The sequence below is a fragment of the Nonomuraea montanisoli genome (genome assembly GCF_013363975.1).
Classification (GTDB): domain Bacteria; phylum Actinomycetota; class Actinomycetes; order Streptosporangiales; family Streptosporangiaceae; genus Nonomuraea; species Nonomuraea montanisoli.
This window is the reverse complement of sequence record NZ_JABWGN010000006.1, coordinates 50,326-63,562: the sequence shown is the minus strand read 5'-3', so window position 1 is coordinate 63,562 and position 13,237 is coordinate 50,326. Positions and strand designations below refer to the sequence as shown.

The window sequence follows — 13,237 nt, the reverse complement described above, 5'->3', positions numbered from 1 at the left end:
GTCGAGGTTAGCGGCGAACGGCCGCCCGCGGGGACCAGGTCCAGACGAGCATGGCCGTGATCAGCCCGAACAGGACGACCCCGTTCGGCACGTGGGCGCCGAGCCAGAGCCAGGTGACGTGCTGGGCCATGCCGACGACGAGCAGCGCCACGCTCGCCAGCGCGGGCCAGCCCGCCCCGCGTCCCGGCCGCCAGACGAGCACGGCGAGGACGACCTGCACGAGCGCGACGAGATGGACGACCATCCCGGCCATGACGTGGGCCTCGCGCATCGCCTCGCCGGCGCCGACCGCCTGACCGGCCAGCGAGGCGGCGACGAGGAGGGACGCCGCCTGCGCGACGACGACGATGCGCAGCCCGTACAGCAGCCCGGCGGACACCTGCCCGGATTGACGGGGCGCGGCCGTGGCCACGGTCTCCTGCATGGATGTGGTCCTTCCTGGAGATGTGAGGGATCCACATGCTTTCGGCCGGGGCCGTGGGCGGTCGTCAGCCTGCCGGGTTATTCGCGGGTCCGCCCCCGGGATGACGTGTGGGGCGCACGGGACGGAAGGAGGCGTCCACCAGGCCCATCCGGTGGGCGACGACGGCCGCCTGGATGCGGTTGCGCAGCCCGAGCTTGTCCATGGCGGCGCCGACGTGGGTCTTGACCGTGGTCACGCCGACGTGCAGCCGTTCGGCGATCTCGGCGTTGGACAGGCCGGTGCCGACGAGGGCGAGGACCTCCAGCTCGCGTTCGGTCAGGCCGGCGGGCGCGGGCGCGGCGGCGCGGTCGCCGGCGGCCAGGAAGCCCTCGACGACGCGGCGCAGCACGGACGGGGCGAGGAGCTGTTCGCCGGCGGCGGCCTTGCGCACGGCGTCCACCATGCGCTCGGGCTCGTCGTCCTTGACGAGGAAGCCGACCGCGCCGGCGCGCAGGGCGGCGTGCACGTCGGCGTCCTCGGCGAACGTGGTGAGCACGACGATCCTGGCGGCGGGGCGGGCGGCGAGGACGCGGCGGATGGCCTCCAGGCCGTCCACGCGGGGCATCCGCAGGTCCATGAGGATGACGTCGGGCACGTGGCGCTCGGCCTGGCGGACCGCCTCGGCCCCGTCCTGCGCCTCGGCGACCACCTCCATGTCGCCCGCGGCCTGCAGCAGCATGCGGACGCCGGCCCGGACGAGCGCCTGGTCGTCGGCGACGAGCACACGGATCACGCGGCCCCCTTGCCGGCCGCGGAGCCGCCCGCGCCCCGCACCGGGCCGCCGCCGCCCGCGAGCTCGCCACCGCCCGCGAGCTCGCCGTCATCCGCGAGGTCGCCACCGCCCGCGAGCTCGCCGTCATCCGCGAGGTCGCCTCCGTCCGCGAGGTCCCCGTCGGGGCCGGGCCCGGCGGTCTCCTGGGGCGCGCGCTCGCAGCCGAAGAAGGCGGACAGGCCGCCGGAGGAGGGAGCCGCGGGCCCGGCGGGTCCGGGCGGCCCGGGGAGGGTGGCGGTGAGGAGCCAGCCGCCGTCCTCGCGCGGCCCCGCCGTCAGCGTGCCGCCCAGCGCGCGCACCCGTTCCCGCATGCCCGCCAGCCCGCTGCCCGAGGACGGCAGGCGCTCGACGGCCGCCGGCGGGCGGCCGTTGGCGATCTCGACGACCAGCCCCTTGCCGCGGGCGGTGAGGGCCACCACGACCTCGGTGCCGGGTCCGGCGTGTTTGAGCACGTTGGTGAGCCCTTCCTGGACGATGCGGGCGGCGGAGGCGCGGGCCACGAGCGGCGCCCGGCCGGTGCCGGGGTCCAGGCGGAGGTCCACGAGGAGGCCAGCGGCGGCCATCCTCTCAGCGGACTCGCGCATCACGTCGGCGGGGTCGGCGAGCAGGCCGGGCCGGGCGCCGGGGTCGCGCAGCACGTCGAGCAGCCCGCGCAGGTCCTCCAGCACCTGGTGGCCGGTGTCGCGGATGTCGGTGAGCGCGTCGGCGACCGGTCCCCGCGGTGCGGCGTAGCGGGCGGCGCCGGCCCGCAGCACCATGGCGCCGACGTGGTGGGCGACGATGTCGTGCACCTCGCGGGCGATCCGTTCCCGCTCGGCGAGCTGGTCGGCGCGTACCTGGGCGAGGGCGAGGCGCGCGGACTCCTCCGCGCGCAGCCGCTCGGCGGCGGCCGCGCTCTGCCGGGCGCCGAGGTAGCGGCCGATCGCGATGGGCGCGACGACCAGGAGCATGAGGACGGCGACGCGGAACGGGGTGACCTCGGTCTGGGCGTCGACCACGGCGATGGAGGCGAGGACGCACCCGGCCGCGTACGCCACCGCGGTCCAGGTCCAGGACGCGACCCGCAGCGCGAACACGCCGAGCGCGATCATGGTGAGGACGAGGCACGAGTTGACCGCCTGCTCCAGGTACTGGTCGGCGGCCAGGAGCAGCAGGCCCTGGAGGATGAGGACCATGCCGGGCAGGCGGCGGGCCACGCCGAGCGACAGGCCGCCGCACACGGCGAGGAGCCCGACCACCCACACCGGCGGGCTCCCCAGGCCCCAGGAGCTCCAGGTGCTGAGCACCCCGATGGCCACCCCGGCGCCGGCGAGCAGCACGTCGGGGGTGATGTCGTGCGGCTGGAAGCGGCTCGTGCGGCTGCGCAGGTAGCCGCCGACCAGGGCCGGGAAGCCGGGCACGAGCGCCGCGTACATCCACGAGTTCTGGGTGAACGCGATGCCCGGGTCGGCCATGTTGATCCCGGACGCGAGGATCGCGGCGGCCACGCACAGGGCCGCGGCGCGCGGCCGGCAGCGGTAGGCGGCGTTGCCGACGGCGACGCAGATGAGGATCTGCGCCGTGTTGGAGGTGTACGAACCGACCTGGTCGGTGAAGATCAGGAACGCCGCCATGGACAGGGCCGCCCACATCGGTCTGGTCCGCAGGAGCCCCAGGGGCAGTCCGGCCAGCACCGCCATGGGCACCGTCATGGACGGGGGCAGGTCGCCGATCCCCGCCGCCTCGCCCGACACGAGCAGGTCCAGTGCGGTCCCCGAGACCGCCGGCAGCGCATCCAGCGCCACGCCACGCCAACGCATGCCCTGAAAACTATCCGGACGTACCCCGTGTCCCGATCCTCCGGACGGAGGACCCGGCCTCCTCCAAGTGGCCGGATCCGCGTCCGTCCGGCGGATCAGCCGGCCTGCCGGGCGCCCCTACGGTCGGGGCATGGCTCACGACAGCGCGTTGTTCTTCGGTCAGTTCCTGCGCGACCCGATCAGGGTCGGCGCGTTCGCTCCCAGCTCGTGGCGGCTGGCCCGCTCGGTCTGCGCGCCGGTGCCCGAGCGGGGCGAGCCGGTGGTCGTGGAGCTGGGGCCGGGCACGGGGCCGTTCACCGCGGAGATCCAGCGGCGGCTGGCCGGTCGCGGGCGGCACCTGGCGGTGGAGCTGAACGCGCCGATGGCGGCCCTGCTGGCGGCCCGCTTCCCCCGGGTGGACGTGGTGCACGGCGACGCGGCGGAGCTGTCGGGATTGCTCGCCGAGCGGGGGCTCGGCCAGGCGGACGTGGTGGTGAGCGGCCTGCCCTGGGCGGCGTTCCCGGCCGCGTTGCAGCACCGCCTGATGGAGGCGGTCGTCTCGGCGATGAGCCCGGCGGCCGCCTTCACCACGTTCTCGTACGTGCACGCGATCCCGCTGGGGTCGGCCCGGCGGTTCCGGGCACTGCTGGCCGAGCGGTTCGAGGAGGTGGTGCCGAGCCGCACGGTGTGGCGGAACGCGCCGCCGGCGTTCGTCTTCCACGCGCGCCGCCCCCGCGTCTGACGGCACACCGCCGCACGGGACCGCACACCGCCGCACGGGACCGCATGCGGCGGCCCGGCCGCCCGGCCGTCCGGAGCGGGGAGAGCTTGGTCTCAACCCTCCCGCGTCCCCGGCGCCGGACCGTCCCTCGGCCGTCGCCGGTCACGGCATGCGCGTGGCCGGTGCGCATGACCGTGCCGGTCGCCGGCCGCCTGCCGCGAGCCGTTCCCCAGGGCGGCGTTCTCGGCCCCGGCGGGCAGGCCCCTCGTCTCCTCGCGCCGGCGCTGCGGCAGGTGGACGGCCTCCTCGGAGTGCACGAGGCTGCGCCTACCCACCAGTGCCGGGGCCTCACCTGATCAGCAGAATCAGGAGAAGGACGGCGGCCGTTTCTCGCGCAGCGCCCGCACGCCCTCGGCCACGTCGGGCCCGGTGAAGCCCAGGAACTCCATCGCCAGCGAGGCGTCGAAGGAGGGGCCGGCCAGGCGCAGCCAGTTGTTGAGCGCGTACTTGGTGAGCCTGATCGCCTCCTGGGACCCGCCGGCCAGCCGGACGGCGAGGTCGAGGGCGGTCTCGTGCACCCGGTCGTCGTCGACGCACAGGCCGACCAGGCCCATGCGCTCGGCCTCCTCCCCCGTGACGGCCTCGCACAGCAGCAGGTGATACTTGGCCTTGGCCAGCCCGCACAGCAGCGGCCAGACGATCGCGGCGTGGTCGCCCGCGGCGACGCCGAGCCGGGTGTGGCCGTCGATGATCCGGGCGGTGCGCCCGGCGACGGAGACGTCCGCGAGCAGCGCCACGGCGAGCCCGGCCCCCACCGCCGGCCCCACGATGGCGGAGACGACCGGCTTGGAGCAGTTGACGACGTTGTAGACGATGTCGCGGGCCTCGGCGAACACCCGCATCCGCACGGCGTGGTCGCGCGTCATCTCCTCGATCATGGACAGGTCGCCGCCGGCGGAGAACGCCGCGCCCTCTCCCGTGATCAGCACGGCGCGGACGGCGTCGTCGCGGTCGGCGTCGCGCCAGATGGTGGCGAGCTCGCGGTGGCCGGTCGTGTCGACGGCGTTGAGCCGGCGCGGCTCGCTGATCGTGACGCGCAGCACGCCGTCGGCCGGCATGTCGACGCGCAGCCGCTCGTACCCCTCGTAGCCGGGAACGGTCACCGGGTCTCCCTCCGTCCATGACAACCCTCTACGGTCACGAGACCTCCTCCCGGCCGAAGGCGTCGCGCAGGCGGCGGGCGACCAGTTCGCGGGCCTCCACCGCCTGGTCGAACAGGCCGGGGAAGGAGCAGAAGCCGTGCACGGTCCCGTCGTAGCGGACCACCTCGGCGGGCACGCCCGCCGCGGCCAGGCGCTCGCCGTAGCGCTCGGCCTCGTCGCGCAGCACGTCGTACTCGGCGGTGACGACGGTGGCGGGCGGCAGGCCGGCGACCGACGGGAGCCGCAGCGGCGACAGGCGCGGGTCGGCGGGGTCGGCGCCCGGCGCGTACTGCCGGGCGAACCACGCCATCTCGGCGGCGTCCAGCCCGAAGCCCCGCCCGTACTCCGCGTAGCTCGGCGAGTCCATGGCCAGGTCGAGGACCGGGGTGACGAGCGCCTGGTGGACGAGCGTGAGCCCGGCGTCGCGGGCCTGCCAGGCGGCGACGGCGGCCAGGTTGCCGCCGGCGCTGACGCCGGTCACCGCGACGGAGCCGTCGCACTGGTAGAACGCCGGGCGGGCGAAGACGTCGCGCACGACGGTCCAGGCGTCGTCGGCCGCGGCCGGGAAGGAGTGCTCGGGGGCCAGCCGGTAGCCGGCCGAGACGACCACCGCGCCGGTGCGCAGGGCGAGGTCGCGGCCGGTGGCGTCGTCGCGTTTGACGCCGCCGAAGACCCAGCCGCCGCCGTGGAAGGACACCAGCACCGGGAGCGGCCCGTCGCCGCGGTCGGCCCGGTAGATCCGGATGGGCACGCCCTCGGCGCTCTCGTCGCGGACGGAGGCGATGCGGGTGAGGGGGCCGCGGTGCGCGGCCATGGGGTCGGCCGCCTCCCGCGCCTCCCGGACGGCGGCGAGGTCGAGGGTGTCCAGGGCGCCGCCGTCGTCCGGCCGGTAGCGCTCCAGGAAGTCGCGCGCCTGAGGGTTCAGCGGCATGCTCGGAGCCTAGCGGGCCGCCTCGACGAGCGCACCGAACAGCCCGGCGCCCGTGCCCCGTTCGGGATGCCACTGCACGCCCACCGTGAACCGGTGGCCCTGCAGCTCGACGGCCTCGACGATCTGGTCCTCGGCCCAGGCGACGGCCAGCAGCCCCGAGCCGAGCCGCCGTACGGACTGCGTGTGGGGCGCGATCACCTCGACGCGCTCCCCCACGGCCTTGCCGAGCTTGCTCGACACGCTGACCTGGATCGTGTGGGGGACGCCGGGCTCGCCGTGGCGGTCGTGGCCGAGCGTGTCGGGCAGCCAGGGGATGAGGGTGCCGCCCTGGGCGACGTTGAGCACGTGCATGCCGCGGGCGACGGCGAGGATCGGCAGGCCGGCCTGGACGGCGGCGCGGGCGAGGGCCAGCTCGTAGCGGTCGCGGTGGGCCTGCGGCGCGGGGAGGCGGGCGTCCTGCTGTTCGCCGTAGGCGTCGGCGCCGACCTCGGCGCCTCCGGCCAGCACCAGGCCGCGCAGGCCGCGGACGTGGTCGGCGGCCGTGGCGGGCGACAGGGGCGGCAGCAGCACGGGCGCACCGCCGGCCCGCTCGACCGCCTTGGCGTAGGCGGGGGGCGACAGGACCGCCTCCCGCACCCAGTCACCCCAGCGGGCGGCCTCGAAGTAGGCGGTGATGCCGATCAGCGGTCGGGCCATGCGATCTCCAGGTGCGAGCAGGAGTCGGGACGGCCGCCCGGCGGTGCGGTGGCCGCGAGGCCATCATGGCGCACGGCGTTTCGCTCACGGCACCCCCGCGACGAGATCTCGTCCACGGACTCTCGGGCCGCGTTTCTCGACAAAACGCGAAACAGCCAGAAAAAGCTAATGAAAGAGAAATTCACGTTTCGCGTCCGAAATGCGCGCCGCCTTGACCGCGATGAATAACAGTACCGTCACGCATAGTTCGGGTTCGCACCGTATCGGCGCGAAACGGTTGTGACGTCCATGTGGTGGTGTAAGACTCGATTTCCGAGCGATCGGCCGAGCCGGGGTCGTGCCGGACGCTCGTCACCCGGAGCCGTCAGGAGGTGGGTCGACACGACCGGAATGCGATTCCGGTCCATGGGGTGGGGTTGATGTGGCAATGTCGTTGAATCCGCGCCTGGTAAAAGAGAGCTTCTCCGTCATCGAGCCGGTGGCCGGCAAGGCGGCCGCCTACTTCTACGGCCGGCTGTTCGCCGAGAACCCGCACCTGCGCTGCCTGTTCCCGCCGGGCATGGACGCGCAGCGCGACCGGCTCTTCAGTGCGCTGACCCGCATCGTGTGGAGTCTGGACAGCCCGGACAGTCTGGCCTCGTTCCTGGGCCAGCTCGGGCGCGACCACCGCAAGTACGGCGTGCTGGCGGAGCACTACGGCGCGATCGGGCGGGCGCTGCTGGCCACCGTCCGCCGCTTCGCCGCCGACGTGTGGACCGACGAGATCGAGGCGGCCTGGGTGGCCGCCTACAACGCCGCGGCCGAGCTGATGATGCGGGCGGCCCAGGAGGACGCCGGGGTGTCGCCCGCCTGGTGGGTGGCGGAGGTGGTCGACCACGAGCGCCGCACGCCCGACATCGCGGTCGTCACCGTGCGTCCCACGCAGCGGCTGCCGTTCACGGCCGGGCAGTACGTGACCGTGCAGACCGCGCGCTGGCCGCGCGTGTGGCGGCCGTTCTCCATCGCCAACGCGCCGCGAGCCGACAACACGCTGCGCCTGCACGTCCGCTCCGTGCCCGGCGGATGGGTCTCGACCACGCTCGCCCGCGACACCCGCATCGGCGACGCGATCATGCTGGGCCCGCCGATGGGCACGATGGCGCCGCCCGAGGCGGGCTGCCGGGACGTGCTGTGCGTGGCGGGCGGCACGGGCCTGGCCCCGCTGAAGGCGATCATCGAGCAGATCATCGCCTCCGGCCGCCGCCCCGGCATCCACCTGCTGTACGGCGCGCGGACCGCGGACGAGCTGTACGACCTGCCGGACCTCGTCCGGATGGAGTCGGCGTTCCCGTGGCTGCGCGTGGTGCCCGTGGTGTCCGGCGACTCCTCCTACGACGGCATGCGCGGCCGTCTGCCGGAGGTGACGCAGCGCTTCCACTCGTGGGCCGAGCACGAGGTGTACGTGTGCGGGCCGGCGGCCATGGTCAGCGAGACGGTGCGCCGGCTGCAGGAGGACGGGGTGCCGCCGGCCCGCATCCACCGGGACGTCGTCCACGACGAGCGCTGACCGCCGCGCACGGGGCTCAGGCCGTGGCGGCGGGACGGCCGAAGAACGCCGCGGTCTCCTCGTCGCCCGGCCAGAACGTCTCGATGGCCAGCTCCGACACCGTGACGTCCATCGGCGTGCCGAAGGTGGCGATCGTGGTGAACATGGACAGGATCCCGTCGCCGTGGCGGACGCGCAGCGGCAGCAGGATGTCGGCCGGGCCGGGCACGTGCGCCACGTTGAGCTCCACGCCGGGGTAGGTGTAGGAGGCCAGCTCGTCGTGCAGCTCGGCCAGCGCGCCGTGCCCGGACGCCTCGGCCTGGCGGCGGAGCTGGTTCAGCAGGTACGCGCGGACCTCGGCGATGTTGACCAGCCGCCCGCCCATGGCGTCGGGGTGCAGCGACAGGCGCATCACGTTGACCGGCTCCCGGAGCAGCTCGGCGGGCACCCCCTCCATGAACATGCCGGCGGCGGCGTTGGCCGCGACCAGGTTCCAGCCGGCGTCCACGACCAGCGCCGGGTACGGCTCGTGCCCGGCGAGGATCCGGTCGAGGGCCCGGCGCACCGCGGCCATCTCGGGCGCCCGCACCTCCCGCTCGGGGAACACCGGCGCGAAACCGGCCGCGACCAGCAGCCGGTTGCGGTGCCGCAGCGGCACCTCCAGCTCCTCCGCGAGCTTCATCACCATCTCGCGGCTCGGCCGGGCCCGGCCGGTCTCCAGGAAACTGACGTGCCGCGCCGACACGTCGGCCTCGATGGCCAGGTCGAGCTGGCTCACCCGGCGCCGCTGGCGCCAGGCTCGCAGCAGGTCTCCGAAAGTCTCCTCGTGCTCTACGGCAAGTGCTCCCATGGCGCAAACGCTACGGTACCGGAGGGAAGGGCCGCGATGACGTGGGAGGTAAGGGCGGCCGGTACGACGCGCGCCCGCCGAGGGCGTCCCGGGGGCTAGTACGACTGGAGCTCGATGAGGGTGCCCTCGGGGTCGCGCAGGTGGGCGGTGCGCAGGGTGGGGCCCCAGGCGGGACGGTCCTGGGGCGGGGCGACGAGCCGGGCTCCGTGGCCGGTCAGGCACGCGGCGGCGGCCTCGACGTCGTCCACCCGCATGACGAGCATGGCCGCGTCCTGGGCCGCCGCGCTCTCCGGGAGGCCGGAGGTGCCGACGGCCGCGCTGACCGCGGCGCGGCCGAACAGGACGAGCCCGGCCTGGCCGTCGACGTCCCAGTTGGCGTAGGAAGCCTCGGGGATGACCTTCACCGGCTCCACGCCGTGCAGGTCGCGCATGACGGCCTGGTAGAAGGCCACCGAGGCGGGGAAGTCGCGGACGAGCAGGCGGGGGTAGAGGGCGTCCATGATTCTCCTGAATAGTTGGTAGCCACCAATGATTGGTGGAACCCTACACTAGAGGGTCATGGAGCCGCCGCCGACCCTGCTCGGGATCACGACGTTCGTGCTGCACAAGGTCGCGGTCGCCGCCCGGCGCGCCGCGGCCGCGCGGCTGGCCGAGGAGACCGGGCTCAGCCTGTGGCGGTTCGCGGTGCTGGCGGCGCTCGCCGACCACGGACCGGCGGCGCAGCGCGAGCTCGGCGACCGGCTCGGGCTCGACCCGAGCGACATGGCTCGGCTGATGGACGGCCTGGTGGAGGACGGACTGGCCGTGCGCGAGCGCGACCCGGGCGACCGGCGGCGCTACCGGGCCTCGCTCAGCGACGCCGGCCGGGCGGCGCTCGGCCGGGGCCGGGCCGTGGTCGCGGCCGTGGAGGAGCGGACGCTGGCCCCGCTCACGGCCGCCGAGCGCGCCACGCTGCACGACCTGGCCGGCCGGATCCTCCGAGCCGATCACCCGGCCTGACCCGCCGCCTCCCCGCCTGACCTCACCCCAGCCCGCCTGCCCTCCCGCCTGCCGCCCTGTTCCGGCCGGTGCCTCACGGGCTCGCCGGGTTGACCGCCTCGAAGTCGACGAGCAGGTGCCGGGGGCCGCGCAGCGTGGCGCTGGGCCGGTAGGGCGGCGGGTCCTCCACCAGCCGCGGGTTCACCAGCCGGTTCACGAGCTGCTGCAGGACGATCTGCCCCTCCAGCCGGGCCAGCGCCGCGCCGAAGCAGTAGTGGATCCCGCCGCCGAAGCCGAGGTGCTCGCTGTAGCGGCGGTCCGGGTCGAAGGTGTCCGGGTGGCTCACGTGCGCCGGGTCCCGGCTGCCCGAGGCGAGGACGAGGACGACCGGCGCACCCGCCGGGATCGTCGTCCCGGCGATCGGGATGTCGGCCAGCGCCACCCGCGACGACAGGAAGTGGACCGGCGGCTCGTACCGCAGCAGCTCCTCCACCGTCGTGACGATCAGGTCCGGCTCGGCGCGCAGCCGCTTGATCAGCTCGGGATGGCGCAGCAGCGTGAGCATGCCGTTGGTGATGAGGTTGACCGTGGTCTCGTGACCGGCGATGAGCAGCAGCGCGGACGTGGCGATCACCTCGACCGGGGACATCCTGCCCTCCGGCCCCTCGTAGGTGACCAGGCCGGACAGCAGGTCGTCGCCCGGCGCGTCCCTGCGCGCCGCGGCGAGGTCGGCGAGGTACGTCTGGAGCTTGGAGATCGCCTCGGCCCGCGCCTGCTCGCGCTCGGCCCGGTCCTCCTCACCGGGGCCGAGGGACTCGACGACCGCGTCGGCCCAGGCGTGAAAGCGCGGCTCGTCCTCCCGGGGCACGCCGAGCAGCCGGCAGATCACCGTGACGGGCAGCGGGTAGGCGATCTCGTCCACGAGGTCCGCGCGGGTGTGCCCGGTCAGGCCGTCGATGAGCTCGGTGGTGATCGCCAGCATCTCGGGGCGCAGCGACTCGACGCGGCCGGCGCTGTGCGGCGGCCCGAAGTGGCGCACCGCCAGCCGCCGCAGCCGGTCGTGCTCGGGCGGGTCGGTGGTGATGAACGAGACGCCGCCCATCCCGTCGGCCACGTCCCCCTCGGGCCGGTGGGCGAGGTTGCGGCGGTCGGAGCTGATCCGCGGGTCGTGCAGCAGCTCCACGATCTCACGGTACGTGCTGACCACCCAGGTGCCGTCCTCGCGCCGGAAGACCGGGGTCTCGCGCAGCTCGGCGTACAGCGGGTACGGGTCGGCGCGGCCGGCGGGGTCGAGGATCTGCCGGAAGACGTCATCGGATGCCATGGCGGTCCTTCCTGGGCCTGTGGCGGGCGGGCGTGGGCCTCCGGGGCCCGGATGCGGGGGGCCCGGATGCGGGGAGCCGGGGTGCGGGGAGCCGGGGCGCTGGGGGCGCGGGCTCGGTCACGCCTCGCCGCCGTACAGGAGGGAGGCGCTGCGCTCGGCCGGATCGTGGCCGGTCACCACGACGGTGGCGCCCTCGCCGGCGAGGGCGCGCTCGGGCACCTCCGCCGGTACGGGCCCCGTGTCCCGCCGCATGTCCACGTGCCGGAAGTCCGGCGGGAACGGCGCGGCCCGCTCGATGAGCCGCTGGTAGAACTCCAGCCAGATCGCCTGGTCGAAGGTGACCGCGGCGGTGATGCGGCCCTTGTAGCCGTACACGGCGACGAAGCGGCGCTCAGCCACCGACCCCTGCGTGACGACGAGCTGGTCGGCGAGCGTGGGCACGCCCACGGACTTGATGTTGATCCCGAACTGGCTCGACCAGAACACCGGCAGCGACAGGTGCGGCCAGCGGTGCGCCTGGTCGCTGACCATGTTGTGCGCGGCCACCTCGGCCTGGGCGACGGCGTTGCCCCAGTGCTCCAGCGCCATGAACTGGTAGTGGAAGACCGGGTGCGGGAAGCGGGCGATGTCGCCGGCCACGAACACGTCGTCGGTGACCAGGCCGTTGACGTCCACGGCGCGGCACCCGGCGTCGCAGGCCACCCCCCAGGGACCGGCCGCGAGCCCGGAGCCGCGCAGCCACTCGACGTTGCGCACGGCGCCGAGCGCGACCACCGCCACCTGGGCCTCGACCGTGCTCCCGTCGGACAGGCGGGCCCGGCGCAGCCGCCCGGCGCCGTCGTCCTCCAGGGCGGTGACGGTCACGCCGCAGCGCAGGTCCACGCCGTGGTCGCGCTGGATGCCGCCGGCGATCCGGCCGATCACGCCGCCCAGCGCGCCGACGAGCGGGGCGGGCCCGCGCTCGACGAGCGTGACGGGCAGGCCCAGCTCCCGGCAGGCCGAGGCGACCTCCGACCCGGTGAACCCGCCGCCGATGACGAGCACCCGCTCCGGCCCCGCGGCCAGCGCCTCGCGCAGGCCGGTGGCGTCCTCCAGCGTGCGCAGGACGTGGACGCCCTCCAGCGCCGCCTCGGCCTCGTTCGGCCAGGGCCGGGCGCGGGTGCCCGTGGCGATCAGCACCCGGTCGAAGGCCACCTCGCGGCCGTCGGCCAGGCGTACGGTCTTGGTGGCCAGGTCCAGGCCCGTGGCCGGGTTGCCGGGGATCCAGTCGGCCTCGACCTCGCGCAGGCGGGGCAGCCGGGCGTGCTCGGCCGGCACGCGGCGGGTGAGGATCTGCTTGGACAGCGGCGGCCGGTCGTACGGCTCGTGCGTCTCCTCGCCGATCACGGTCAGCCGGCCGGTGAACCCCTCGCGGCGCAGCACCCCGGCCGCCCGGCCGCCGGCCAGCGAGCCGCCGACGATGACGATGTGCCCGTCGCGGACGATCCCGCCGGAGCCGTCGCCGAGCCGCCTGACCGGCGCCGTCCAGTGCCGCATCGTGTTGCGGTCGACGTGCAGGGCCTGCACCGGGCAGGCCGCGGCGGCGCGCAGGACGTGCTCGCGCTGCGCGTCGTCGGGCTCGGGGTCGTAGGCGACGGCCTCGTCGCCGTGCATCGTGAAGACCTCCGGCGCGAGGTAGGCGCACTGGCCGTACCCCTGGCAGCGCGTGAGATCGATGACCACCCTCACGGGACACTCCCCCCCTGTCGCCAGGCGCCCCGGGACTCCCCCGCCGGGCACGCCTCACCGGCCAGGGACCTACCCCGCGCGCGTCGCCGCGTAGCGCGCGCCCGATGCCGGGTTGCGCAAAGCCGCAGCTCAGCCCGCGCCCGGCCAACGCGCTGTCACGCTGCGAGCACGGTCCGGCCGCGAATCCCCCACTCTCCGGCGGCCCCGGCGGGAGCGTGGCACGATGGCCCGAAGAGGCACGGGAGCGATGGCAGCGGTGATGGGAGTCT

The 13,237-nt window shown here is 75.0% G+C and carries 13 protein-coding genes; 3 read left to right on the top strand and 10 right to left on the bottom strand.

Annotated elements, in window-relative coordinates:
- Positions 1–7: 7 nt before the first annotated feature.
- The 3 genes from HTZ77_RS15805 to HTZ77_RS15795 all read right to left on the bottom strand — a co-directional run bounded on the left by HTZ77_RS15805 (position 8) and on the right by HTZ77_RS15795 (position 3,034).
- The gene (locus HTZ77_RS15805) at positions 8–424 is read right to left on the bottom strand and encodes a hypothetical protein (RefSeq protein WP_175590357.1); all 417 of its coding nucleotides are present in this window, start codon (positions 422–424) and stop codon (positions 8–10) included.
- Between the two features lie 64 nt (positions 425–488).
- Entirely contained in the window at positions 489–1,196 is a 708-nt protein-coding gene (locus HTZ77_RS15800; RefSeq protein WP_175590356.1) for a response regulator, read from the bottom strand.
- On the bottom strand, positions 1,193–3,034 hold the full coding sequence (locus tag HTZ77_RS15795; protein ID WP_235994758.1) for a sensor histidine kinase: 1,842 nt from the start codon (positions 3,032–3,034) through the stop codon (positions 1,193–1,195). The genes HTZ77_RS15800 and HTZ77_RS15795 overlap by 4 nt, the downstream gene beginning before the upstream one ends.
- A 130-nt stretch (positions 3,035–3,164) precedes the next feature.
- Between HTZ77_RS15795 and HTZ77_RS15790 the strand changes: the two genes are divergently transcribed.
- Positions 3,165–3,755 carry a class I SAM-dependent methyltransferase gene (locus HTZ77_RS15790; RefSeq protein WP_175590355.1) on the top strand — a complete coding sequence of 197 codons (591 nt, stop codon included), beginning with the start codon at positions 3,165–3,167 and terminating at the stop codon, positions 3,753–3,755.
- 344 nt (positions 3,756–4,099) lie between these two features.
- Here HTZ77_RS15790 and HTZ77_RS15785 read toward each other — a convergent pair whose 3' ends face one another.
- Genes HTZ77_RS15785 through HTZ77_RS15775 form a run of 3 tightly spaced genes read right to left on the bottom strand, consistent with a single transcriptional unit; the run spans position 4,100 to position 6,563 of the window.
- Positions 4,100–4,897, bottom strand: coding sequence for an enoyl-CoA hydratase/isomerase family protein (locus HTZ77_RS15785; protein ID WP_175590354.1), 798 nt, complete (start codon positions 4,895–4,897; stop codon positions 4,100–4,102).
- Between the two features lie 34 nt (positions 4,898–4,931).
- On the bottom strand, positions 4,932–5,867 hold the full coding sequence (locus HTZ77_RS15780) for an alpha/beta hydrolase (protein ID WP_175590353.1): 936 nt from the start codon (positions 5,865–5,867) through the stop codon (positions 4,932–4,934).
- A gap of 9 nt (positions 5,868–5,876) precedes the next feature.
- Positions 5,877–6,563 carry a gamma-glutamyl-gamma-aminobutyrate hydrolase family protein gene (locus tag HTZ77_RS15775; RefSeq protein WP_175590352.1) on the bottom strand — a complete coding sequence of 229 codons (687 nt, stop codon included), beginning with the start codon at positions 6,561–6,563 and terminating at the stop codon, positions 5,877–5,879.
- A gap of 427 nt (positions 6,564–6,990) precedes the next feature.
- On the opposite strand from HTZ77_RS15775, the gene HTZ77_RS15770 reads away from it, so the two are divergent.
- On the top strand, positions 6,991–8,109 hold the full coding sequence (locus HTZ77_RS15770; protein WP_175590351.1) for a globin domain-containing protein: 1,119 nt from the start codon (positions 6,991–6,993) through the stop codon (positions 8,107–8,109).
- Between the two features lie 16 nt (positions 8,110–8,125).
- Here the strand turns inward: HTZ77_RS15770 and HTZ77_RS15765 are convergent, their stop codons facing one another.
- Positions 8,126–8,938, bottom strand: a complete 813-nt coding sequence (locus HTZ77_RS15765) for a helix-turn-helix domain-containing protein (protein ID WP_175590350.1) — start codon at positions 8,936–8,938, stop codon at positions 8,126–8,128.
- Between the two features lie 95 nt (positions 8,939–9,033).
- Positions 9,034–9,438, bottom strand: coding sequence for a VOC family protein (locus HTZ77_RS15760; RefSeq protein ID WP_175590349.1), 405 nt, complete (start codon positions 9,436–9,438; stop codon positions 9,034–9,036).
- 58 nt (positions 9,439–9,496) lie between these two features.
- On the opposite strand from HTZ77_RS15760, the gene HTZ77_RS15755 reads away from it, so the two are divergent.
- Positions 9,497–9,937, top strand: coding sequence for a MarR family winged helix-turn-helix transcriptional regulator (locus HTZ77_RS15755; RefSeq protein WP_175590348.1), 441 nt, complete (start codon positions 9,497–9,499; stop codon positions 9,935–9,937).
- Positions 9,938–10,010: 73 nt separating this feature from the next.
- On the opposite strand, the gene HTZ77_RS15750 is transcribed toward HTZ77_RS15755, so the two are convergent.
- Together HTZ77_RS15750 and HTZ77_RS15745 are read right to left on the bottom strand one after the other, a co-directional pair.
- Positions 10,011–11,240, bottom strand: coding sequence for a cytochrome P450 (locus HTZ77_RS15750; protein WP_175590347.1), 1,230 nt, complete (start codon positions 11,238–11,240; stop codon positions 10,011–10,013).
- Between the two features lie 117 nt (positions 11,241–11,357).
- On the bottom strand, positions 11,358–12,968 hold the full coding sequence (locus tag HTZ77_RS15745; protein WP_175590346.1) for an FAD-dependent oxidoreductase: 1,611 nt from the start codon (positions 12,966–12,968) through the stop codon (positions 11,358–11,360).
- Positions 12,969–13,237 lie beyond the last annotated feature (269 nt).